Annotated in this window: 23 protein-coding genes; 6 read left to right on the top strand and 17 right to left on the bottom strand. The window is 62.1% G+C overall.

The annotated features are described in order from the left end of the window. Window positions 1–66 precede the first annotated feature (66 nt). Window positions 67–1,311: a multidrug effflux MFS transporter gene (locus tag NKH73_RS19325; RefSeq protein ID WP_352934847.1), complete on the bottom strand. Its 1,245-nt coding sequence runs from the start codon at window positions 1,309–1,311 to the stop codon at window positions 67–69. 170 nt (window positions 1,312–1,481) lie between these two features. After that, complete coding sequence (gene grxD / locus NKH73_RS19320) at window positions 1,482–1,817, bottom strand: Grx4 family monothiol glutaredoxin (protein WP_145715131.1); 336 nt, start codon at window positions 1,815–1,817, stop codon at window positions 1,482–1,484. Window positions 1,818–1,981: 164 nt separating this feature from the next. Here grxD and NKH73_RS19315 point away from each other — a divergent pair, with 164 nt between their 5' ends. Next, on the top strand, window positions 1,982–2,776 hold the full coding sequence (locus NKH73_RS19315; RefSeq protein ID WP_352934843.1) for a phosphodiester glycosidase family protein: 795 nt from the start codon (window positions 1,982–1,984) through the stop codon (window positions 2,774–2,776). Window positions 2,777–2,789: 13 nt separating this feature from the next. Here NKH73_RS19315 and NKH73_RS19310 read toward each other — a convergent pair whose 3' ends face one another. The 3 genes from NKH73_RS19310 to NKH73_RS19300 form a co-directional block, all read right to left on the bottom strand. Next, window positions 2,790–3,023, bottom strand: coding sequence for a BolA/IbaG family iron-sulfur metabolism protein (locus NKH73_RS19310; RefSeq protein WP_023674714.1), 234 nt, complete (start codon window positions 3,021–3,023; stop codon window positions 2,790–2,792). Between the two features lie 86 nt (window positions 3,024–3,109). After that, a complete protein-coding gene (purL, locus tag NKH73_RS19305; RefSeq protein WP_352934840.1) occupies window positions 3,110–5,350 on the bottom strand; it encodes a phosphoribosylformylglycinamidine synthase subunit PurL in 2,241 nt (746 codons plus the stop codon). A gap of 148 nt (window positions 5,351–5,498) precedes the next feature. Beyond that, window positions 5,499–6,914, bottom strand: coding sequence for an aminotransferase-like domain-containing protein (locus tag NKH73_RS19300; protein WP_352934837.1), 1,416 nt, complete (start codon window positions 6,912–6,914; stop codon window positions 5,499–5,501). Between the two features lie 93 nt (window positions 6,915–7,007). Here NKH73_RS19300 and NKH73_RS19295 point away from each other — a divergent pair, with 93 nt between their 5' ends. After that, complete coding sequence (locus NKH73_RS19295) at window positions 7,008–7,253, top strand: DUF1127 domain-containing protein (protein WP_352934834.1); 246 nt, start codon at window positions 7,008–7,010, stop codon at window positions 7,251–7,253. Window positions 7,254–7,295: 42 nt separating this feature from the next. Here NKH73_RS19295 and NKH73_RS19290 read toward each other — a convergent pair whose 3' ends face one another. The 5 genes from NKH73_RS19290 to purC are packed head-to-tail and all read right to left on the bottom strand — an operon-like array spanning window position 7,296 to window position 10,174. Continuing rightward, window positions 7,296–7,958, bottom strand: coding sequence for a Pr6Pr family membrane protein (locus NKH73_RS19290; protein WP_352934831.1), 663 nt, complete (start codon window positions 7,956–7,958; stop codon window positions 7,296–7,298). A gap of 4 nt (window positions 7,959–7,962) precedes the next feature. Then, window positions 7,963–8,379 (bottom strand): hypothetical protein, encoded by a 417-nt coding sequence (locus NKH73_RS19285; RefSeq protein ID WP_352934828.1) that lies wholly within the window; start codon window positions 8,377–8,379, stop codon window positions 7,963–7,965. A gap of 46 nt (window positions 8,380–8,425) precedes the next feature. Next, on the bottom strand, window positions 8,426–9,094 hold the full coding sequence (gene purQ, locus NKH73_RS19280; RefSeq protein WP_352934825.1) for a phosphoribosylformylglycinamidine synthase subunit PurQ: 669 nt from the start codon (window positions 9,092–9,094) through the stop codon (window positions 8,426–8,428). A gap of 1 nt (window position 9,095) precedes the next feature. Continuing rightward, window positions 9,096–9,338: a phosphoribosylformylglycinamidine synthase subunit PurS gene (gene purS / locus NKH73_RS19275; protein WP_095521871.1), complete on the bottom strand. Its 243-nt coding sequence runs from the start codon at window positions 9,336–9,338 to the stop codon at window positions 9,096–9,098. A gap of 41 nt (window positions 9,339–9,379) precedes the next feature. Then, window positions 9,380–10,174, bottom strand: a complete 795-nt coding sequence (gene purC, locus NKH73_RS19270) for a phosphoribosylaminoimidazolesuccinocarboxamide synthase (RefSeq protein ID WP_023674725.1) — start codon at window positions 10,172–10,174, stop codon at window positions 9,380–9,382. A 272-nt stretch (window positions 10,175–10,446) separates the two neighbouring features. On the opposite strand from purC, the gene NKH73_RS19265 reads away from it, so the two are divergent. Further along, on the top strand, window positions 10,447–10,767 hold the full coding sequence (locus NKH73_RS19265) for a DUF1476 domain-containing protein (protein WP_352934822.1): 321 nt from the start codon (window positions 10,447–10,449) through the stop codon (window positions 10,765–10,767). Window positions 10,768–10,948: 181 nt separating this feature from the next. Then, window positions 10,949–11,722 (top strand): HpcH/HpaI aldolase family protein, encoded by a 774-nt coding sequence (locus NKH73_RS19260; RefSeq protein ID WP_352934819.1) that lies wholly within the window; start codon window positions 10,949–10,951, stop codon window positions 11,720–11,722. On the opposite strand, the gene NKH73_RS19255 is transcribed toward NKH73_RS19260, so the two are convergent. Continuing rightward, entirely contained in the window at window positions 11,719–12,267 is a 549-nt protein-coding gene (locus NKH73_RS19255; protein WP_352935121.1) for an RBBP9/YdeN family alpha/beta hydrolase, read from the bottom strand. The genes NKH73_RS19260 and NKH73_RS19255 overlap by 4 nt on opposite strands. A gap of 248 nt (window positions 12,268–12,515) precedes the next feature. On the opposite strand from NKH73_RS19255, the gene NKH73_RS19250 reads away from it, so the two are divergent. Continuing rightward, the gene (locus NKH73_RS19250) at window positions 12,516–13,328 is read left to right on the top strand and encodes a VOC family protein (protein WP_352934816.1); all 813 of its coding nucleotides are present in this window, start codon (window positions 12,516–12,518) and stop codon (window positions 13,326–13,328) included. A 16-nt stretch (window positions 13,329–13,344) separates the two neighbouring features. On the opposite strand, the gene NKH73_RS19245 is transcribed toward NKH73_RS19250, so the two are convergent. The 4 genes from NKH73_RS19245 to NKH73_RS19230 are packed head-to-tail and all read right to left on the bottom strand — an operon-like array spanning window position 13,345 to window position 16,524. Next, window positions 13,345–13,917 carry an RBBP9/YdeN family alpha/beta hydrolase gene (locus NKH73_RS19245; RefSeq protein WP_352934813.1) on the bottom strand — a complete coding sequence of 191 codons (573 nt, stop codon included), beginning with the start codon at window positions 13,915–13,917 and terminating at the stop codon, window positions 13,345–13,347. Next, entirely contained in the window at window positions 13,917–15,224 is a 1,308-nt protein-coding gene (gene purB, locus NKH73_RS19240) for an adenylosuccinate lyase (protein WP_352934810.1), read from the bottom strand. The genes NKH73_RS19245 and purB overlap by 1 nt, the downstream gene beginning before the upstream one ends. 59 nt (window positions 15,225–15,283) lie before the next feature. Further along, window positions 15,284–15,802, bottom strand: coding sequence for a hypothetical protein (locus NKH73_RS19235; protein WP_352934808.1), 519 nt, complete (start codon window positions 15,800–15,802; stop codon window positions 15,284–15,286). Beyond that, window positions 15,799–16,524: a DUF2259 domain-containing protein gene (locus NKH73_RS19230; protein WP_352934804.1), complete on the bottom strand. Its 726-nt coding sequence runs from the start codon at window positions 16,522–16,524 to the stop codon at window positions 15,799–15,801. Before NKH73_RS19230 ends, NKH73_RS19235 begins: the two co-directional genes overlap by 4 nt. A gap of 141 nt (window positions 16,525–16,665) precedes the next feature. On the opposite strand from NKH73_RS19230, the gene NKH73_RS19225 reads away from it, so the two are divergent. Continuing rightward, the gene (locus NKH73_RS19225; protein WP_352934801.1) at window positions 16,666–16,920 is read left to right on the top strand and encodes a DUF2171 domain-containing protein; all 255 of its coding nucleotides are present in this window, start codon (window positions 16,666–16,668) and stop codon (window positions 16,918–16,920) included. Window positions 16,921–16,949: 29 nt separating this feature from the next. Here the strand turns inward: NKH73_RS19225 and NKH73_RS19220 are convergent, their stop codons facing one another. Together NKH73_RS19220 and NKH73_RS19215 are read right to left on the bottom strand one after the other, a co-directional pair. Next, window positions 16,950–17,969, bottom strand: a complete 1,020-nt coding sequence (locus tag NKH73_RS19220) for a P1 family peptidase (RefSeq protein WP_352935115.1) — start codon at window positions 17,967–17,969, stop codon at window positions 16,950–16,952. Continuing rightward, window positions 17,969–19,042, bottom strand: a complete 1,074-nt coding sequence (locus NKH73_RS19215) for a branched-chain amino acid ABC transporter substrate-binding protein (RefSeq protein WP_352934798.1) — start codon at window positions 19,040–19,042, stop codon at window positions 17,969–17,971. Before NKH73_RS19215 ends, NKH73_RS19220 begins: the two co-directional genes overlap by 1 nt. Window positions 19,043–19,089 lie beyond the last annotated feature (47 nt).

Raw genomic sequence — 19,089 nt, 5'->3', positions numbered from 1 at the left:
ACAACTCCAACCGGCACGCAATTCTACGGCTGATCTTTCCCTGGGGAATTGCGCAAAAACAAAGATCTAGACCGGCGGGTTCTGCGGCTGGAAGAACTTACCGCGTTCGGCGATCAGCACCATCACCAACGCGCCAAGCGACACGCTGCAGAATCCGGCGGCCAAGGGCGTCACCGTGCCGTTGAAGGCTTGACCGATCAGCGTGCCGAGCAGGCCGCCGAGGAAGGTCTGCATGAAACCCAGAATGGACGATGCGGTGCCAGCCAGTTGGCCGAGCGGCTCCATGGCGAGTGCGTTGAAATTCGCGCCAAGTGCGCCGAACGGGACCATCGCGCAAGCAAAGAAGGCGATGAAAAGCCAGAGCGGCATCTTCATTTGGATGGAAACAACCAGCCAGGCGAGGCTGATGGCCAGAAACAAGAGCAGTGCGCTCTGCGACAGACGGCGCATGCCGATACGGCCGACAAGGCGCGAATTCAGATAATTCGAAAAGGCGAGCACGCCGGCTATCCCTGCGAAAATCACCGGGAACATCTCGCCGACGCCAAAGACGCCGACGTAGATCTGCTGCGCCGAGTTGATGAAGCCGAACATCGCGCCGAAGGCAAAAGTGCTGGCGAAGGCGTAGCAAAGTGCCATGCGATTGGTCAGCACGATGCGGAAGCCGCCGATGATGGATTCGGCAGTTAGCGGCCTGCGGTGTTCGGGATGCAGTGTTTCGGGTAGGCGCAGCAGTGCCCACGCCGACACGATCAGCGCCCCTGCCGCCATGGTGATGAAGATCACGTGCCAGGTCGCGAACAGCATGATGAATTGGCCGATGCCGGGCGCCACCACCGGAATGGCCATGAACACCATGAAGATCAGCGACATGACTTCGGCCATGCGCCGGCCGTCGAACGTGTCGCGCACGATCGAGACGGCGATGACGCGTGTGGCCGCGGCGCCGATACCTTGCACAACCCTGCACAGGATAAGGGTGGCGAATGTCGGCGCGATTGCCGCCGCAGCCGCTGCCGCGACATAGATCACCAGTCCGACGACGAGTGGAGCACGGCGTCCAAATCGGTCCGAGATCGGGCCGAAGAACAGCTGTCCGCCGCCAAAGCCCAGAATGTAAGCGGCAATCACGTATTGGCGGTGGTTTTCATTTTTCACGCCCAGCGAGGCGCCGATTTGCTGCAGCGCCGGGAGCATGATGTCGATGGCCAGCGAGTTGAGCGCCATCAATGCCGCGCACAGCGCTATGAACTCCCAGCGCGGAATAGGCAAGGTGCTTGCCTGTTGCGGCGCTTGTGCATGCTGATCCACGGCAAAGTCCGATCTTCAAACGAAAAAGCGCCGGTGCGCCGGCGCCTTCATTCGTCTTGTGCCCCGACACCGGGGGTAATTAGTCTGCCGAGATGGGGGCTGGCCCGGCGTTTAGCGCAAGTCCCCGAAAGTCGGGAACCGACTTCCGGAAGGATCATGCACAACAGAATTCAGGCTGCGCCTTTGACGCTCACGCCCTTTTCGACGAGGAACGTCTGCAATTCGCCTGCCTGGAACATCTCGCGGATGATGTCGCAGCCGCCAACGAACTCACCCTTGACGTAGAGTTGAGGGATCGTCGGCCAGTTTGAGTATTCCTTGATGCCTTGCCGCAGCTCGGCCGAGGTCAGCACGTCCACGCCCTTGTAGTCGGCGCCGATGTAGTCGAGGATCTGCACGACTTGACCGGAAAAACCGCATTGCGGGAAACCGGGCGTGCCCTTCATGAAGAGAACGACTTCGTTGCCCTTCACCTCGCTGTCGATGTAGTCGTTGATACCGCTCATAGAGAATCCTTTCATGCCCGCGGGAGCCAGGCTCGAAACATACCCTTCAAATAAACCCATAGGTTGCCTGAAACAAGACGTTTGCCGCATCGTCACGCAAATGGCGCAAAGGATGGCCTGATATTGGGCCAAGAGCATCGGGCAGCTATTTTCCCAGGGAAGCGATGAGAAGGCGATATAGCGCGGCGTTCCTGATTGGTGTTCTGCTCATTGTGCTTGCCTCTATCTGGTGGCGGAGGCCATCGGAACACCCGCCTGTCGTTATCGGCTACGAGCTGCCCGGACCATGCCGCGATCTTAGCTTTGAGACAGTTCCATACATCGTCTGCGAGATCGATCTTCGCGCCTATGACACCGGCGTCTTGCACGCCGGCGACGACGGCAAAGCCTTCGGCTCGCTGGAAAAGTTCGACAAGGCGATGTCGGGCGAGGGCAGGCCGGTGCTGCTCGCCATGAACGCTGGCATGTATCATGAGGACCTGACGCCGGTCGGCCTTCTTATTGAGGATGGCCAGGAGAAGGCGCCGCTCAACCTCGCTGACGGCGAAGGCAATTTCTTCTTGCAGCCGAATGGCGTGTTCTTGGTCCGCAACGACGGCAAGGCGGCGATCATGGAAACGAACGCCTATGCCGCCGCGAAGCCGGATGTGGCGTTCGCCACGCAATCCGGACCGATGCTGGTGATCGACGGCCGGCCTCATCCTCGCTTCGAGGCGAACGGCACGTCGCGTTACATTCGTAACGGCGTTGGCGTGCGTGACGAAAACACGATCGTGCTGGCGATCTCACGCTCGCAAGTCAGTCTCGGCAGCTTTGCACGCCTGTTCCGTGATGCGCTGCATTGTCCCAACGCGCTTTTCTTCGACGGAGTGGTTTCGGCGCTGTCGAATGGCGAGAGGATGATCGTCGGTGGAAACTACCCGGCAGGGCCGATCATTGCCGTCTCGGCGAAAAGGTGACGAGGGCGGGAACTCAGTCCGGCACGCTGGTCTGCAAGGCGAGCGCGTGCAGCACGCCGCCCATATTGCCCTTCAGCGCGTCATAGACCATCTGATGCTGCTGGACGCGGCTTTTTCCGCGAAAGCTCTCGGCCACCACCTCGGCCGCATAGTGGTCGCCGTCGCCGGCCAGGTCGCGAATCGTCACCTTGGCGTCCGGAATGCCTTCCTTGATCAGCCGTTCGATGTCGTGCGCGTCCATTGCCATGCGAGGATTCCTTGTTCAGGTCGTGATCTCATAGATATGATCGAAATGGCGGATGAACCACACCGAAACGGCCCCACTCGATCATCTCACGGGTCCACGACCTCATTTGCCATGAAGCGAGGAAACCAGGATTCGTGGGCTGCGGTCAATTCGCTGATCGGTATCGCACGCGCCTCGCCGAGTTTCAATTCGCCGCCGCCGGTCGAGCCGATCCACGGCGCAAAGATGCCGAGCTTGCTTTGCTGTTCGCGAATAGTATCCCATTCGTCGCTCTGCGGATCGACCGACAGCGTCAAGAGATAGCGGCCCTGATCCTCGCCGAACCAGACCGGGATCGGATCGGTCCGGACCAGGCCGGGGACGGTCGCGCCGATGCCGGACGCCATCGCCATTTCGGCCAGCGCGACAGCAATGCCGCCATCGGAAACATCATGCGCTGATGTAACGACGCCGGAGGCGATCAGGGCGCGTACATGGTCGCCGACGCGCTTTTCATGGTCGAGGTCGACCGGCGGCGGCGGGCCGTCGGTGCGGCCATGAATGTCGCGCATATAGGCCGACTGGGCGAGATGCGTTCCCCACTTGGACGGCGCGCCGACCAGCAGGATCATCTGGCCCTCGGCGGCAAAGCCGATCCGCGTCATCTTCGACCAGTCGTCGATCAGCCCGACGCCGCCGATGGTCGGGGTCGGCAAGATGCCTTGCCCGTTGGTTTCGTTGTAGAGCGAGACATTGCCGGAGACGATCGGAAAGCCAAGCGTGCGGCAGGCGTCGCCGATGCCTTTCACGGCGCCGACCAACTGGCCCATGATCTCGGGCCGTTCCGGATTGCCGAAATTGAGGTTGTCGGTGGCCGCGAGCGGCAATGCGCCGGTGGCGGTGAGGTTGCGCCAGCATTCGGCCACCGCCTGCTTGCCGCCTTCATAGGGGTCGGCCTCGCAATAGCGCGGCGTCACGTCGGAAGAGAAGGCAAGCGCCTTGGTCGGATGACCTTCGACGCGCACGACGCCGGCATCGCCGCCCGGAAGCTGCAGCGAATTGCCCTGGATCAGCGTGTCGTACTGTTCCCATACCCAGCGGCGCGAGGAAAGGTCGGGTCCGCCAAGCAGTTTCAGCAGCGCCTCGGCGACATCCGCCTGTGGTGCGTCGCCAGCCGCCAGCGGCGCCGGTTTCTTCGGCTCGGCCCATGGGCGGTCATATTCCGGCGCCTTGTCGCCAAGATCCTTGATCGGCAGATCGGCGACTTCGTCGCCCTGGTGCAGCACGCGAAAGCGCAGATCGTCGGTGGTTTTGCCGACAATGGCGAAATCCAGGCCCCATTTGTGGAAGATCGCCTCGGCCTCTTTTTCCTTTTCGGGGCGCAGCACCATCAGCATGCGCTCCTGGCTCTCCGACAGCATCATCTCATAGGCGCTCATGCGCTCCTCGCGCACCGGCACCTTGTCGAGGTCTAGCTCTATGCCGAGATCACCCTTGGCGCCCATCTCGACCGCCGAACAGGTGAGGCCGGCCGCACCCATGTCCTGGATGGCGATGACCGCGCCTGACGCCATCAGTTCGAGGCAGGCTTCGAGCAGGCATTTTTCGGTAAAGGGGTCGCCGACCTGAACGGTGGGCCGCTTCTCGTCGATCTTGTCGTCGAACTCGGCCGAGGCCATGGTCGCGCCACCGACGCCGTCGCGTCCGGTCTTGGCGCCGAGATAGACGACCGGCAGGCCGACGCCCTTGGCTTCCGACAGGAAGATCGCATCGGTCTTGGCGAGCCCGGCCGCAAAGGCGTTGACCAGGATGTTGCCATTGTAGCGTGCGTCGAAATTGACCTCACCGCCGACCGTCGGCACACCGAAGGAATTGCCGTAGCCGCCAACGCCGGAAACGACGCCGGCAACGAGGTGTTTGGTCTTGGGATGGTCCGGCGCACCAAAGCGCAGGGCGTTCATCGCCGCGATCGGCCGTGCGCCCATGGTGAAGACATCGCGCAGGATGCCGCCGACCCCGGTCGCAGCTCCCTGATAGGGTTCGATGTAGGAGGGGTGATTATGGCTCTCCATCTTGAAGACGACGCAGTCGCCGTCGCCGATGTCGACCACGCCGGCATTCTCGCCCGGACCCTGGATGACCCGCGGACCTGATGTGGGCAGTGTGCGCAGCCACTTCTTCGAGGATTTATAGGAGCAGTGTTCGTTCCACATCGCCGAGAAGATACCGAGTTCGGTAAAGCTCGGTTCGCGCCCGACCAGGTCGAGGATGCGCTGATATTCGTCGGGCTTCAGCCCGTGCGCGGCGATGAGGTCCGGAGTGATCGGCACGGAATTGGAAATGGTCATGGGCGGCAATTTGTGTCCTGGGGATCGAGTCCCGTCTTATCGCAAGCCTTGCCGCCGATACACCCATCAAGCGACGAAAAACGATGGAAAGCCACAGGGGCAGCAAGTAGCGAAAGATCGCCACTCGACCCGCCTGTTTCAAGCCGGCTCAGGAGAAACTGTCGTAGCCGGCACGGCCTTCGTCCAGAAGCCGCCTGATTATCGCCAGACCATGCGCTAAGTCCTCTCGCCGTTCCGGCTGTGACACGCCAAAGCGGACGCCATGGAAAACCTGTTCGGAGCGCCCTGCCTTGAACTCGTCCTCATCGTCGATCAGTACGCCATGCTCGAGGCAGGCTTGCTTGAAGGTGCCGGAAAGCCATGGATCGGGCAAAGTGAGCCAAACGAAGGGCACGGTATCCAACGCCTTGATATCGAAGCCGTCGAGTGTCTCGCGCACGATCGCTATGCGCGCGCTGATTTCGGCAATGCTGCGTTTGCGCATCTCGCTGGCCTGGCCGGACAACACCAGCCTGCTGCCTACCTCTGCCAGCAGGAAGGGGAGGCCACCGGTCATCATCTTGTGGGCGACCCTGATGCGGTGGCGATAGGCCGGCGGGCAGGCTAGCCAGCCGCTACGAACACCCGCGGCGACCGATTTCGACAGGCCGCCGGCAACGATTGTCCGTTCCGGCGCATATTCGGCGAGCAACGGTGTTGGGTCGTCTGTCATACCACCATAGAGATCATCCTCAATCAGGACGACATTGTATTGACGGGCGACGCGCGCGATGGCCTCGCGGCGCGTTGCCGACAGCGTCACCAGCGTCGGGTTCTTGGCCGTCGGCATCAGAAACATTATTTTCGGATGTTTTTGCGCGCAGACGCGCTCGAAATCCTTGGGATCGATGCCTCCGTCGTCGGCCGCCACCAGTGCGGTCCGGCGCCCGATCAGGCCGGCGCTGCGGGAAATCTGCGAGTAGGTGAGGTGCTCGAAGACGACATAGTCGCCGGGAGTGGTGAGCCCTGCAATTGCTGCCATCACCGCGGCATGGGTGCCGAGCGTCGGAACGATGGTATCTGGGGCCGGGCGAAAGGAATTGCGCGACAGCCAGCTTCTGCCGGCCTCGAACCAGCGGTCCGGGAAATCGCGCGTGTAGCTTGAAATCTCGTGCGGATAGTCCTGCGTTGTGCGCGAAAGCACATCGGCGACAATGGCGCCCTGGCCGGTGTCGGGCGCGGCCGTGCTGTCGAGGCGCAGTTTGTCGCGAGGCGCATCGAAGTAGTAGCGCGTGCCTTGCTCGACGGGTTCCAGGAAATCCGGCTTCGCGACATCCGGGCGCTGCGTCAGGACGTAGGTTCCGCGCCCGACTTCGCCGCTGACCAGTCCACGCTCGCGCAACAATTGGTAGGCCCGGCCGACTGTGCCGACCGTCGTGCCGATATCATATGCCAGATCGCGCTGCGGCGGCAGTTTTGTCCCTGCATCGATCACGCCCCGATCGATGTCCGTTTCAATGGAATCCGCCAGCCGCTGATAGAGCGGGCCGGTGCCTGTGGTGAGATCTGGAAGCCAACTTGTCATGGTAACAATTTTCTATATTGCGCCGGGATATGAGTCAATACATATGAATGTCCGGCGAAAAAGGGTACAATCACGGATATTGGTGGAAAGACAATGCGTACAATCGATACAACTCACTATGCAGAAGCTGAGTTACGGATGGCGCGGCCATTAGGTCGGAGGACCTATGTCAATCGTCTCGTCCGCGTGGTCAGATCGCTTTTGAAGTGGATCGACGCCATGGTCGATCGCCGGCGCAGCCGGCTGATATTGCTGGAGATGACCGACGATCAGCTCAAGGATATCGGCGTCTCGCGCTGCGATGCCCACCGTGAGGGTCTGCGGCCGTTCTGGGACTGAAAGAAACATTGAGCCAGTGTCCATCTTTAAGAAGACACGGCCTCAGGAAGCCCTTTTCGCACCTGGATGGACGCCAGGGCTCCTCATCCGTGAGATGCCGTGGTCGGCAAGCACCGCAATGATGCACAGCACCAGAAAAAGACCGGTGATGCCGAGCGCCGAAACGGCGACGCTGGCCGCGCCGTTCTTGGCGACGTTGAGGAACGGGTAGGGCACTTCGCCCGATATCGGCGCCCGCGCCAATACATAGGCCAAATAAGCGACCGGATAGATCATCCACCAGGAGATGTCGCGCCACCGTGTCGAGCCGTCGGCGCCTGCCACGAGCCACCACAGCACGAACAGCACCGGTGTTACATAGTGCAGCAGGACGTCGCAGAGCAGGAACAGGCCCTGCGGCTGCCAAAGCTGCGCCAGGACAGTCGCATAGACGATGAAGACCAGGGTTATGGCAACCGCTACACCCGCCCGCATCCGCGGCCCGGCAAAGGCCGGAAACCAGGCGTAGCCGACGGGTGACAGCAGCGAAACATGCACGAGCACCGCGCCGATATTGGTCAGGATGGTGAAGAAGCTGAAGTAGAAGACCAGCGAGCCAATGAAGTTGCGGCCTGCTTCCATCGACGCCGGAACGGTGATGCAGATTTGCAGGACAAGCCCGGCCAGATCTATGACCAGACCCGCTATCTGCAGGAAGCGACCCATGGCGCTACGCCGCCGCACCGCAAGCCGGATTGCCAGTCTGCCAGCGGGCAATGTCCGCGCCGATGCGTGCACCGAGCGGCTCGTCCATCAGTGGGCCGTAGACGTCGATGCGGCGTGAATTGCCCTGCGCCTGCACGACCAGCAACGGCTTTCCGCCATAGTGTTTGACCGGGACCAGCAGGAAGCGCGGCGTGCCGGTGAACGAATTCAGCTCATTGGCCATCTGATAAGGCTTGAAGGCAGCATCCTTGCTGGCGATCCAGCATTTATGGGCGGCGATCGCCACCTGTTCCATTGCAAGCAGCGACGCGCTCTTGCCCGAGGGCGCCGGCGCACTCTTCGGCTTCGATTGGCAGGAGGCGAGCACAAGGCCGGCGGCGGCGACGAGAGCGAGGCGGGCGATCGTCTGTCTCAGGCTCATGCGGCGCCTATTTCGAGTTCGCGAAAAAGGATGAATGCTGGGGATATCAAGCGGCAATGCCGAGGGCACTTTCGAACAGCGCCCGGCCGTCGCTGCCGCCATGTGCTGCTTCGATCAGGTTCTCGGGATGCGGCATCAGGCCGAGCACATTGCCCTGGCCGTTGATGATGCCGGCAATGTCGTTGATCGAGCCGTTGGGGTTGGTGCCTTCGGCATAGCGGAACACGACCTGGCCTTCGCCTTCGAGCCTGCGGAGCGTCTCGGCGTCGGCAAAATAATTGCCGTCGTGATGCGCCACCGGCGAGCGGATGATCTGGCCCGGCTGATAGCGGCGGGTGAACATCGTGTTGGCATTGGCGATCTGCAGCTTGACCTGCCGGCAGACGAATTTCAGTGAGGTGTTGCGCATCAAGGCGCCCGGCAAAAGGCCGGCCTCGACCAGGATCTGGAACCCGTTGCAGACGCCGATGACCATGACACCCTTGGCCGCCTTTTCGGCGACCGCCCGCATGACAGGCATACGCGCGGCAATGGCGCCGCAGCGCAGATAGTCGCCGAAGGAAAAGCCGCCGGGGATGGTGATCAGGTCGACATCGGGGATTTCGGTGTCGGTCTGCCAGACCGTGACCGGTGGCGTTCCCGAAATCTTGGTCAGCGCCGCGATCATGTCGCGGTCACGGTTGAGGCCAGGCAGGAGGACGACGGCTGATTTCACCTCAGGCGATCTCCACCGCGTAATTCTCAATCACCGTATTCGCCAGAAGCTTGTCGCACATGGCTTTGAGGTCGGCTTCGGCCTTCGCCTTGTCGCTCTCTGAAAGCTCGACGTCGAAGACCTTGCCCTGCCGCACCTGGCCGACGCCGTCAAAGCCCATCCCGGACAGGGCATGCTCGATCGCCTTGCCTTGCGGGTCGAGCACGCCGTTCTTGAGGGTTACGGTAATGCGGGCCTTGATCACGCTAGACATGCTCCTGTTCGAAGTGTTGAGCGGCAAAAATCTCAGTGCGGCTTGCCTTTGACGCCATCGGTCGAGGCGACGAGCACCGGTCCGGCGGGACGCGGCGGCTCGTTCTCGTTCATGATGCCGAGGCGGCGGGCGACTTCCTGATAGGCTTCGACCAGCCCACCCATGTCGCGGCGGAAACGATCCTTGTCGAGCTTGTCCTGCGTCGCCACGTCCCACAGACGGCAGGAGTCCGGCGAGATCTCGTCGGCAACGACGATGCGCATCATGTCGCCCTCGAACAGGCGGCCGCACTCGATCTTGAAGTCGACGAGTTGGATGCCAACGCCCATGAACAGACCGGAGAGAAAGTCGTTGACGCGGATGGCCAGAGCCATGACGTCGTCGATCTCCTGCGGGCTCGCCCAGCCGAAAGCGGTGATGTGCTCTTCAGACACCATCGGGTCATCGAGCGCGTCGGCCTTGTAATAGAATTCGATGATCGACCGCGGCAGGACGGTGCCTTCCTCGATGCCGAGGCGCTTGGCCAACGAACCGGCGGCGACATTGCGCACGACAACCTCGAGCGGGATGATCTCGACTTCCTTGATCAGCTGCTCGCGCATGTTGAGCCGGCGGATGAAGTGGGTCGGAATGCCCATCCGGTTGAGATGATTGAAGATGTGCTCGGAAATGCGGTTGTTGAGCACGCCCTTGCCATCGACGATTTCGTGCTTCTTCTTGTTGAAAGCGGTCGCGTCGTCCTTGAAGAACTGGATCAGCGTCCCCGGCTCAGGTCCCTCATAGAGGATCTTGGCCTTGCCTTCATAAATGCGGCGGCGATTTTTCATCTGATTTTTCTCTGGATTTCCGGACAGGCGGCAAGCGACCAGTTCCTGTCCGTCCGCCTAAATTAGTGCGGCAACGGTAGGGGTTCAATGCCGGTGTCTATCCCAATCGCACTGTTTGCTCAATCGGCAAATCCTTTCAATCAACTGCTTTCCGGAATGAAATGCCGCAGCGCAGCAAGTGATGTAGCATATTGACCGGTCCGCGGCCTTTTGGTTTGTGCAGCGGAAACACATATTCACATCAACGAATCGGATTTGATCGGAGGGACGCAATGATCGATATGAAGGACCGCGAAGAGGGCTTCGAGCGCAAGTTCGCATTCGATGAGGAACTTCGATTCAAGGCTTCGGCGCGCCGCAACAAGGCGCTCGGCATGTGGGCTGCCGAAAAGCTGGGCAAATCCGGGGCTGATGCCGAAGCCTATGCCAAGCAGGTAGTTGTCGCCGACATCGAGGAAGCCGGCGATCACGACGTTTTCCGCAAGATCCGCAAGGATTTCGACGAAGCCGGGGTCGACCAGTCGGACCATCAGATTCGCCGCACCATGGACGATCTGATGGCGCAGGCGATTGAACAGATCAAGAACACATGATCTCTCTCTGAGCCAGATCGACCTGCTGGACCAATCGACCGCTCGGCCTATCCGGGCGGTTTTTCTTTGCCTTTGCCACCGTTTCCGGCTGAAACTGCCCTAACACCCTCTTTGGTATCGTGCGTTCCGACAACCGGTTCCGGGCCGATGCGAAAGCAAAAAGAGAGCAAAGGAGGCACCTATGTCCCTGAAGTCACGCCTGGCGGCGGATGAAACGTTATGCACCGCATGGTCCGGCGTGCCGGATGCCTTGACGGTGGAAATCCTCGCCAGACAGGGCTTCGATGCCGTTACGCTCGATATGCAGCATGGCGGGCATCACGAGGACAGCGTGCTGCGCGGCCTTGGGCCGGTGCTGGCCGCCAACAAACCGGCGCTGGTGCGCATTCCGGTCGGCCGCTTCGACATGGCCAGCCGCGCGCTCGATTTCGGCGCCGAGGCGGTGATTGCGCCGATGGTGAATTCGGTAGCGGACGCCAGACTGTTTGCCGCGGCCATGAAGTACCCGCCGCTCGGCGAGCGCTCCTGGGGTCCAACCTATGCCTTTCCGCGTCATGGCAAGGGTGACTATGCCGACTGGCTGCGCGACAGCAACGAGCGCACCATGGCCTTCGCCATGGTCGAGACGCGCGCCGCCCTCGATGCGCTCGACGGCATCCTCGACACGCCAGGTATCGACGGCATCTTCCTCGGCCCATCGGATTTCTCGATTGCCTGGTCGAACGGCGCCATCGTCAATTCGACGCTCGAAAGCATGATGGAGACCGTCGCTTCGATCGCCGAGCGGACACGCAAGGCCGGCAAGCACGCCGCAATCTATGTCGTCGAACCGGCCGTTGCCGGCCGTGTGGTGTCGATGGGTTACCGGCTGCTGGCCATGGGCTCCGAACATGCGCTGATCGGTCTGGGGGCAAAGACCCTGCTGAAGAGCGTCAAGGACTCGATCGAGTCCTAAAGGTCCGTCAGGAACTTCGCAAAAGTCATCGACCCCTCGGGCCATGGGCCGAAGCCGGAATCAGCATTGAGATGGCCGGCATCGCCGGCATCGATGAACAGCGAGCCCCAGGCTCCGGCAATGTCCTCAGCGACGTCGAACGCGCAGAAAGGGTCGTTGCGGCTGGCGATCACGACCGAGGGAAATGCCAGCGGCTCGCGCGGGTAGGGGCCGAAGGTCATCAGGTGCCTGGGTTTTATCTTGGGATTGGCGACGTCGGGTGGCGCCACGAAGAAGGCTCCGGCCACCGGGCGCTGGAATTGGGGCATGGCCTGAACCGCCGTCGCGACGCCGAGCGAATGCGCGACGATGACGACCGGCCGCTCGGCCTCGTTGACCGCTTTCGCCACGCTCGCCGTCCAGTCTTCGCGCATCGGCTTCGACCATTCTGCCTGCTCGACGCGGCGTGCCGTCGACAATTTCGATTGCCAGCGGCTCTGCCAATGGTCGGGCCCGGAATTGGTGTAGCCCGGCACGATGAGAATATCTGCATCCCTGACTTTCATGGCGCGCATGTAGCGAGCGGCACGGTTTCGTGCAACCGCGATAATCGGTGCGATTGCTCACAATTGTGAACACCATGTTCGCATCTTGCCATCTTGTGTGAACGATCGCGATCGATGATCTGTCGGTAGGAAATGAACAGCCGTGTAAGGAAACCAGGATTTTAGGACTGACACGACGTATAATGGTAGGTGGCGCCGGGCTCCTGGTTTTGGGGATCTCGTCAAAGGCTGCCCAAACGGAGAATTTGATGAGCGAACTGCCTTTTGCCGCCACCACCCCGGTCAGCGTTTCCCGCGTCGGGTTGCGCGCGCGGGATGCGGAAAGTCTCGCTGCCTATTATCGCAATGTCGTCGGCCTGCGGGAACTGAGCCGCGCCGGTGGCACGATCACGCTGGGCGCCGCCAACCGCCCCTTGCTTGACATCGAGGCGGATGCGGCGGCGAAGCCCGACGATCTGCGCAGCGCCGGCCTCTTTCACACCGCCTTCCTCTTGCCCAGCCGGGCCGATCTCGGCCGTTGGATCAATCATGCCATCGCCGACAAGATCAGCATCGAAGGCGCTTCCGACCATCTGGTCAGCGAGGCGCTTTACCTGACCGATCCTGAAGGCAACGGCATCGAGATCTATGCCGACCGCCCGCGTGGGGACTGGAAGTGGAATGGCGACAAGATAGCGATGGCAACCGAACGGCTGAACATCCCCTCTGTCGTTGCCGAACTGCCGTCCGGCGATGCCGGCTGGCAGGGCATGCCGGACAACAGCATCATCGGCCACGTCCATCTGCGCGTCGGCAGGCCGGAAGACGCCGAAGCTTGGTGGCACCAAGAGTTCGGCTTCGACACGGTGGCGAAATATGGCAGCGCGGCGGTGTTCCTGTCGTCAGGCGGATATCACCACCATATCGGCGCCAATGCATGGCAGAGTGCTGGTGCCGGTCGTCGCGACGCTTCTCGGTCTGGCCTCGCCTGGGTCGAAATGCGCTCGGACAATGTGGCTGATGGGACGACCCGCGAAGACCCATGGGGGACGGTGATCAGAACCGTTCCCGGCAAGGCTTGAGCGTTTCGGAAGCGGCTTAGAGCCGGGCCTTTTCCAGCAGCCGACCGAGCATGAGCAGGCCCGCCGGCCAAAGGCCGAGGCGGGTCTCGTTCCCCATATGGCCGAGATCGCCGGCATCGGCGAGGTCCGCGCCCCAGGCCGCGGCGAAGGCCGTAGCCTGGTCGAAGCTGACACGCGGATCGGTGCGGCTGGCCACTACCAGGGTCGGAAAGGGCAAGCGTTTCAGCGGCATCGGCGCAAAGGGACGAACCAGGTCGAAGGACGGATCAGGGTCCTCGACATTGGTTGCGGCAACCAGCAATGCGCCCGCAACCTTGTTGAGCTGGCTTTCGCTGGCGCCGGCTGCCCACTTCACCGCCGTCGCCACCGCCAGTGAGTGCGCAAGCAGAACCACGCGCCGAGGTGCCGCGGCAATCGCGGCGTCCACCCTGCCGATCCAGTCCTCAGGGTTGGGCCTGTCCCATTCGGCCTGCAGCACGCGGCTCGAATTGGGAAACGCCCGGCACCAATGCGACATCCAGTGATCTGGTCCGGAATTGCCGCGCCCCGGCAGGGCAAGAAAATCGAAATCTCCGGCCGCCGAAATCATCACGCTTCTCCGAACACCCGCTTGAAGATCGTGTCGACATGCTTGGTATGATAGCCAAGGTCGAATTTTTCACGGATCTCGGCCTCGGGCAAGGCTGCGGTGACCTCTTTGTCAGCCAAAAGTTCCTCAAGGAAATCAGCGCCTTGCTCCCACACTTTCATCGCGTTTCGCTGCACCAGCCGGTAGGCGTCCTCACGGCTGACGCCCGCCTGGGTCAGTGCCAGCAGCACGCGCTGCGAATGCACGAGGCCGCGGAACTTGTTCATGTTCTTCAGCATGTTGTCGGGATAGACGAGCAGTTTGTCGATGACACTGGTCAGCCGCGACAGCGCGAAATCGAGCGTCACCGTCGCGTCCGGCCCAATCATGCGCTCGACCGACGAATGCGAAATGTCGCGCTCGTGCCAGAGCGCCACGTTCTCCATCGCCGGCAACGCAAAGGACCGCACCATGCGGGCGAGGCCGGTGAGGTTTTCAGTCAGCACCGGGTTGCGCTTGTGCGGCATCGCCGACGAGCCTTTCTGTCCGGGCGAAAAATACTCTTCCGCCTCCAGCACCTCGGTGCGCTGCAGATGGCGGATTTCCGTCGCCAGCCGCTCGATCGACGAGGCGATGACGCCGAGCGTGGCGAAGAACATCGCATGACGGTCGCGCGGGATCACCTGCGTCGACACCGGCTCCGGCTTCAATCCGAGTTTCTTGGCCACATGCTCTTCGACATACGGATCGATGTTGGCGAAAGTGCCGACCGCACCTGATATCGCACATGTCGCAATGTCCTCGCGCGCGTGCACCAGCCGTTCGCGGCAGCGCGAGAATTCCGCATAGGCCTGCGCCAGCTTGACGCCGAAGGTGGTCGGCTCGGCATGGATGCCGTGGCTGCGACCGATGGTGACGGTATCCTTGTGTTCGAAGGCGCGGCGCTTGAGCGCCGCCAGCAGGCCGTCGATGTCGGCTAGAAGGATATCGCTGGCGCGAGTGAGTTGCACGGCAAAGCAGGTGTCGAGAACGTCCGAGGACGTCATGCCCTGATGGATGAAGCGGGCATCCGGCCCGACGAATTCGCTGAGATGGGTGAGGAAGGCTATGACGTCGTGCTTGGTGACGCGCTCGATCTCGTCGATGGCGTCGACGTCGAACTTGGCGGCCCCGCCTTTTTCCCAGATGGTCTTGGCGGCCTCCTTCGGGATCACGCCGAGCTCGGCCAGTGCGTCGCAAGCGTAAGCCTCGATCTCGAACCAGATGCGGAACCGGGTTTCGGGCGACCAGATGGCAACCATTTCCGGCCGGGAGTAGCGAGGGATCATCGGTCAGTCCTGACTTGCGAGGGCGTTCGCCCGCGTCCTAACAGAGGCAGACGGAATGCTCAACGCTGCTGGCGCGCAAACCAGATGCTGGCGAGAGCGAGCGCGATGAAACCAAGCGGAAAATAAAGCCGGATGCCCAGAACGATGAATTGATAGAACGCCGTTGCCACGGTGTGCACAAACTGGACTGACCAGGCGACGGTCAGCGCGGGTTCATGCCATTGGGCATAGTAGGAACGATAGTGCAGTGCAAACAGCCCGCCGGTGAGGCCGATCGTAGTAGCAAGAAGGCAGACAAATGCGGCCGCCAAGGCAACTTGCCAATGCCGTCCGAGCGAGACGAGCCGCGCCATAAACAGGCCGACCGGAAAGGCGAGCGCGCCGCCGGCCGCATAGAGCAACGAGACGAAGCGGATCTTTGCCGGGGTCTCCCAGTCGTCGAACAGCAGATTGAAAAGCGCGCTGGCGCCCATCGCGGTGGCCCACAGCAGGGCGCCGCAAACCACGGCGCCCGGCGATGGCAAGGCCTTGCGGATTCGATCTAGGACGCGGTTGCGTATGACGGGGAGCAGCGTCACAGCCGGCCGGTCACCGCGATCCAGCGATAGTCGGGCCCCTCGAAGCCGTGCTGGCGCACCGCGATCAGCACGGCATAGGCGCTGAGGCCTTGCAACGAGAATGTCTGCACCGCGCCGATCCGATAGCCGTTCGGGCAGCCTCTGCTTTTGGGGATCGACTTGTCCTCATGCAGAAGCGCAGTCTTGCCGCCGTCTTTCGCCTCGATGCGCAGCAGGCGAAAGCCGTTGATCTCGCCCAGGCTCTGGCAGCTTTCGGTATCGTTCATGCCGATCTCGTCGAGCCGGAATTCGAGCGGATCATCGACCGGCGAAAAGATCGGCCGCGGGTTGACCACCATGCGGAACGGATCGGCCGAAAGTTCGGTCACCGGGTTGAAGCCGGCAGTGATGCCGCGGTTGGCCGCAAGTTCGGCCTGCTTGACGATGGCTTCGCCTTTTTGCCGGGCCTCAAGACGCGCTGCCTCAAGCGTTGCGTTCTCGTCGTCAAGCCGCACTCTGATCGGCGTTCCCTTGAGGAAACTGTCGTCAGCCGTGTTGATGTAATAGCGATTGGCGTAGTGAAATCCCGATCCGTCTTGGATGCCATATTCCTCGAAGGCGAAGACGCCGCCATCCCCCGTGAAGCCGAGGATTTCAAGCTCGGCGACATCGCCGGCATTGGCGGCAAACGAGATTGCGAGCTGGGCAAGTAGGGAAACGGCAAACAGGACAAGGTTTCGCATTGGATTTCCATTTAAGCAGCCAGCGCTATTTCGATCACTATCACGACATCGTCAAAACGTCGTGCCCTCTGAAACGCAAAGCCGATGCATCCAATCGCGCTGTCATTTGTTTATGTTGGCAGCTTCAAATGGAGACCCACCATGACCGATGCAGCCAAGATTCGCGAACATATGGAAGTGATCGGCGCCGACGGCGTCCATGTCGGCACCGTCGACAGGGTTGAGGGACAGCGAATCAAGCTGACCAAGCGCGATAGCGGCGAGGGCGCTCACAAGGGACATCATCACTTCATTCCGCTTAGTCTCGTTGCCGAGGTGGAGGGTCAGAAAGTACGGCTTTCGGCAAATTCGGATGTTGCGGTCACCTTCGAGGAAGAAAAATCCGACCCCACTTGATCAGGCCCTGGTTGAGCACGGTGTGGCGATCAGCGCGATGACCAGACCGGAAACGGGTCGCCATCGGCAGGCGTCGCGGCGAAGACACCACGGCTGATGGCGCGCGCCATGGTGGCGCCGGCTGCTGCGTAGAGATCGATGGCATCGTTAGGCGCAAGTTCGATGCCGCTCTTGCCGGTTGCCAGTGCGAAGACCAGATCCCCGTCGGCCGGTGTGTGCGTTGGCCATATGGCGCGCACGAAGCCGTCATGCGCAGATATCGCCAGGCGTTTGGCGGCAGCGTTGGTGAGAACGGCGTCCGTGGCGATCACGGCGATGGTGGTGTTGCCGCTGACCTCCGTCCGACTCCCGACCTGTCTGTCGCGAAACTTCAGCAGGATTCTTTTCGCATCCTCCGGCATCGGCGAAGGATAGCCAAGCCCGCCGAACTCGTCGCCGATTTCGAAGGGCGCCGCCCAGAAGTGCCTGCTACGGGCGATCGTCACCGAACCAGTCGGGTTGACGGCGGCCAGCGCGCCGATGGTGACGCCGCTGTCGAGCACCGTCGAGGCCGAGCCGAGACCGCCCTTGAGGCCGGAGCTCAATGCACCGGTGCCGGCGCCGATCGTGCCCATCGCAAAGTCGATGCCGACTGCCTGGGCCGCCTCATAGCCGAGGTCGCGGTAGGGCGGATAGCGGCCCCAATTCTTGTCGCCACCATTGCGCAGGTCGAACAGGATCGCCGCTGGCACAATCGGTACGCGAAAGCCGCCGACCTCCACGCCGATGCCCTTTTCGCGCAGCGCCGCCTGCACGCCGGAGGCGGCATCGAGGCCGAAGGCCGAGCCGCCCGAAAGCACCACGGCATGGATCGCCTCGATCGAATTGTGCGGCTCGAGCAGGTCGGTCTCGCGGGTGCCGGGCGCGCCGCCAAGGATCTGCACACCGGCCACTGTCGGTTCGTCGCAGACGACGGTGGTCACCCCGGATTTCAGCCTGACATCGGAAGCGTTACCGACACGCAGGCCAGCGACATCGGTGATGAGATTGCGCGGCCCTGTGCGAAACATCATTTGGTCTCCGCCGGCACGAAATGCGCGCCGTTGAAACGGAAGACCCGATAGAGGTTCTCGGTCAAGTCGCCCTTGCCGTCAAAGCGGATCGGCCCGATCGCGGTGCTGAAGTCCTGCGCGGTGAGCGCATCGGCCACGGGCTTGCCGGAGGTTTCCGCCAGGGCCAAGGCCGCCTTGGCGATCTCGACCGCCGCATAGGCTGGCAGCGTGTAGCCTTCCGGCACGGTCTCTCGGACGGCAAAGGCGTCCAGCACCTTGGGGGCGGCGATATCGGCCCATTCGGGCGGCGCGATCATCAGTGTGCCCTGGGCATAAGGCACCTCGCCGGGCAGTGTGCGCAGTGTTTCGCCTCCGGCAAAAATGATGCCGGCATCGAGTTGGCCGGCGTCGCGGCCCATGATGGCGATGTCGCTGCCGTCGCCGCCGGCGAGGACATGCGTTGCGCCGGCTTTCTTCAGCCGCCCGACCAAACCGATCTGGTTGTCGAGCTGCGGCCGGAACGTGTCGACGAACACCGGTTTCAGCGCTGCCTGTTCGGCTGCCGCCCGAAGCGTCTCGGCGATTTCGCGACCGTAGATCGTGCCGTCGTCGATGATGGCGAACAGTTCGTTCTGCCATTGACGCGTGAGGATGGAGGCAACGGCGTTGCGCTCGTCGTCGCCACGCGGCCCGAGACGAAAGACTGGCCAGCCGGTCTTGGCGCGCCGGTCGGTCAGGCTCTCGGTACGCACGCCGACGGTGATGACCGGTATGCTGGCGTCCTTCAGGATCGGCAGCGCCGCCTCGATCGCCTCGGTGCAGAGGAAGCCGACGACCACGCTGACTTTCGCCGCGACGAATTCCCTGGCTGCGGCAGCCCCGCCATCAGCCCTGCAGCCGTCGTCGACCATGTTGAGCTGGACGCCGTTGGCCTCTGCCGCCAGGCCGGCACCCGCCTCGATCTGCCTGCCGAGGATTACCGATGGCCCGGATAGCGGTGCTGCGACGCCGATCAGCAGCGCCTCAGCGTTCGCACCACTGGCGAGAAACAGCCAGGCCAGCACCGCTATTGTCGTTGTCCTGGATCGCATGCGGGCGAAGAATTCCTCCGCGCCGGTCGCGTGTTTGCCGGCGCCAC

The organism is Mesorhizobium sp. M0938 (genome assembly GCF_040319125.1).
Taxonomy (GTDB): Bacteria; Pseudomonadota; Alphaproteobacteria; order Rhizobiales; family Rhizobiaceae; genus Mesorhizobium; species Mesorhizobium robiniae.
Note: the sequence above shows the minus strand (reverse complement) of the source record. Positions and strands in the feature narration are given on the sequence as shown.

Coding starts and splice junctions, on each gene's coding strand:
- NKH73_RS19315 (WP_352934843.1), top strand. CDS start 1,982: ATGAGAAGGCGATATAGCGCGGCGTTCCTGATTGGTGTTCTGCTCATT.
- grxD (WP_145715131.1), bottom strand. CDS start 1,817: ATGAGCGGTATCAACGACTACATCGACAGCGAGGTGAAGGGCAACGAA.
- NKH73_RS19215 (WP_352934798.1), bottom strand. CDS start 19,042: ATGCGATCCAGGACAACGACAATAGCGGTGCTGGCCTGGCTGTTTCTC.
- NKH73_RS19250 (WP_352934816.1), top strand. CDS start 12,516: ATGAGCGAACTGCCTTTTGCCGCCACCACCCCGGTCAGCGTTTCCCGC.
- NKH73_RS19310 (WP_023674714.1), bottom strand. CDS start 3,023: ATGGCAATGGACGCGCACGACATCGAACGGCTGATCAAGGAAGGCATT.
- NKH73_RS19285 (WP_352934828.1), bottom strand. CDS start 8,379: ATGAGCCTGAGACAGACGATCGCCCGCCTCGCTCTCGTCGCCGCCGCC.
- NKH73_RS19220 (WP_352935115.1), bottom strand. CDS start 17,969: ATGTTTCGCACAGGGCCGCGCAATCTCATCACCGATGTCGCTGGCCTG.
- NKH73_RS19225 (WP_352934801.1), top strand. CDS start 16,666: ATGACCGATGCAGCCAAGATTCGCGAACATATGGAAGTGATCGGCGCC.
- NKH73_RS19255 (WP_352935121.1), bottom strand. CDS start 12,267: ATGAAAGTCAGGGATGCAGATATTCTCATCGTGCCGGGCTACACCAAT.
- NKH73_RS19300 (WP_352934837.1), bottom strand. CDS start 6,914: ATGACAAGTTGGCTTCCAGATCTCACCACAGGCACCGGCCCGCTCTAT.
- NKH73_RS19230 (WP_352934804.1), bottom strand. CDS start 16,524: ATGCGAAACCTTGTCCTGTTTGCCGTTTCCCTACTTGCCCAGCTCGCA.
- purC (WP_023674725.1), bottom strand. CDS start 10,174: ATGAAAAATCGCCGCCGCATTTATGAAGGCAAGGCCAAGATCCTCTAT.
- NKH73_RS19245 (WP_352934813.1), bottom strand. CDS start 13,917: ATGATTTCGGCGGCCGGAGATTTCGATTTTCTTGCCCTGCCGGGGCGC.
- purL (WP_352934840.1), bottom strand. CDS start 5,350: ATGACCATTTCCAATTCCGTGCCGATCACTCCGGACCTCATCGCCGCG.
- purB (WP_352934810.1), bottom strand. CDS start 15,224: ATGATCCCTCGCTACTCCCGGCCGGAAATGGTTGCCATCTGGTCGCCC.
- NKH73_RS19290 (WP_352934831.1), bottom strand. CDS start 7,958: ATGGGTCGCTTCCTGCAGATAGCGGGTCTGGTCATAGATCTGGCCGGG.
- NKH73_RS19295 (WP_352934834.1), top strand. CDS start 7,008: ATGCGTACAATCGATACAACTCACTATGCAGAAGCTGAGTTACGGATG.
- NKH73_RS19265 (WP_352934822.1), top strand. CDS start 10,447: ATGATCGATATGAAGGACCGCGAAGAGGGCTTCGAGCGCAAGTTCGCA.
- NKH73_RS19260 (WP_352934819.1), top strand. CDS start 10,949: ATGTCCCTGAAGTCACGCCTGGCGGCGGATGAAACGTTATGCACCGCA.